At 34.7% G+C, this 1,871-nt stretch carries 3 protein-coding genes; all 3 read right to left on the bottom strand.

Features of this window, described 5'->3' with window-relative positions:
- Positions 1-69 precede the first annotated feature (69 nt).
- The gene (locus NZ579_08140) at positions 70-576 is read right to left on the bottom strand and encodes an HAD hydrolase-like protein (protein ID MCS7299905.1); all 507 of its coding nucleotides are present in this window, start codon (positions 574-576) and stop codon (positions 70-72) included.
- Positions 569-1,528: an ATP-grasp domain-containing protein gene (locus NZ579_08135; GenBank protein ID MCS7299904.1), complete on the bottom strand. Its 960-nt coding sequence runs from the start codon at positions 1,526-1,528 to the stop codon at positions 569-571. Before NZ579_08135 ends, NZ579_08140 begins: the two co-directional genes overlap by 8 nt.
- The coding region (locus tag NZ579_08130) for an SPASM domain-containing protein (GenBank protein MCS7299903.1) at positions 1,525-1,871 on the bottom strand (347 nt) is incomplete at its 5' end. The genes NZ579_08135 and NZ579_08130, both read right to left, overlap by 4 nt.

Below are 1,871 nucleotides of genomic sequence, written 5' to 3'. Positions count from 1 at the left end.
TCATTCCCGCCTGAAGCGTTTCGCTGATAACTTCAAAGTTGAAAAATTCGCTTTATTCCACTTTCTATGTCACAAAAACTCAATGGAAACCCTACCACCTTGTTCCTGCTTATACTTTTCAAGAAATTTTATAAAGTAGTAAGTATTGGGCTTTCTGTATTCTCCTTCTCCCACTGCATAATCATCTATCAGTTTGTCGAGTTCTAACTTCTTTATTTTATATTCTTGCACCTCCTTTATACCATTTGTTATGACAAACTGTTTTATACCCAAGCTTTTAAACTTAATTAATAAGTTTGCAACTTCATCTTGAAGTTGTATGTTAGTTTTATAGCTTCTATAGAAATGAATTATGTGTTCCTTATCAAATCTACATTCAAAAGTATTACATATTATGTCTATTAGATTTTTCTTTGGTTCATTGTTCTGCCACTCTTTAAGCCAAAAATTTTCAACTTCATTAGAGTTCTCTGGAAAAAACTTCTGCGCACAGGCAGAAACTCGCTGTCTTACGTCAAGGATTTGAGGATAAAGCGTGTTGTCCAAGTCATAAAATATAGCGCGATGTTTAATCATACACAAATATCTCTTTGTATAATCTGTACATTTTCAGATGTTTTGGTTTGCCAAATATTGTAATTTGTTGTCCTGTTTTCCACTCTATAAAGTTTTGCAATAGATCAACTCCACTCATTATTGAAAGTATTATAGTTCCACTCGGTCTACAGTTAAGGTCTGTTGGATAAAATGTGTCATTCCTTTGTATAAACTGAATATTGTATAGACCCTCTAACGCAAGTTTACTTGCAATTGTAGACACAAGATTCTCCAATACACTTGATTCAACCACTTCTCCGACCGTGCTAAATCCACTATGAGCTATTCTGCGTCTTACTACCATGTTTAATACTTTACCTTTTATGGCGAAGAAATCAACAGAATATTCGTCACCTTGTATATAATTTTGTATTATAAAGTCATCCAACTCTATTTTTTTTCTCTTTAACCTTTCTACCACACAATTTATATCCTGATAATCTTCCGCTATTATGAGTCCTTTGCCTCCGCTAGATAAACGAGGTTTTATAACAATAGGATAATCAACACTATCTTGATAGTGCATATAGTTTGTAAGTTTTGATGTTTTGGGAAGCTCTATTCCCAGAGTTTTCAGTTTATTATATAAAAGGTACTTATCTTGTAGGCTTTGTAAATCCTTTCGGAAGTTCATAAGAAATATGGTCCTCCACTTTAAACCTTGACTGAGAAATTTTTCATTCCAGAATAATATCTCCGGCTCAAGCCAAGATATGTAAAAATCTACATCTTCTTTTGCTATTATTCTACCTACATATTCCTCGTAGTCCGGTTCGCTAACCTTTGGCACTGTAAAAAATTTATCAAACAATGGAGCTCCTGTAGCATGTTTGTTTGAGTCAATGCCTATAGGCGAGTAGCCTTTTTTCCTGAAGTAATCAACCACACCCGCTATAGTACCTCCACCAGCGGGTGATATTAATATTTTCATGTTTCTATTCTTGATAGATATGTCTGAAAACTCAGCTCATCAAGATTATCCTCTTCGTAAGCATATTCGGGCGTATAACAAGTTCCACAAGCGGAGATAGACTTGTATCCATAGAGTAAAATAGAAGACCTTATCAAGTTCCACTTAAGCCCGTTCCATATTTCAACCGGTCGTTGATTCCTTAAGTCTCCTACTACGAGCCTTTGTGCATAGTCATTACAACAAATACTCACCTTTAAGTCTGAATGTATGACCATTTGAAAGAAAGGCATAGGACAAGTTTTAATAGACTTGCGCTCAGAGAGTGGTTTAAAGTTTTTTGTGAAACTCCCTTCTTTTTCTG

The sequence above is a fragment of the Spirochaetota bacterium genome, from assembly GCA_025061835.1.
Taxonomy (GTDB): Bacteria; Spirochaetota; Brevinematia; order DTOW01; family DTOW01; genus SKYB106.
The sequence above is the reverse complement of the archived record's forward strand: the minus strand, read 5'-3'. Positions and strand labels throughout refer to the sequence as shown.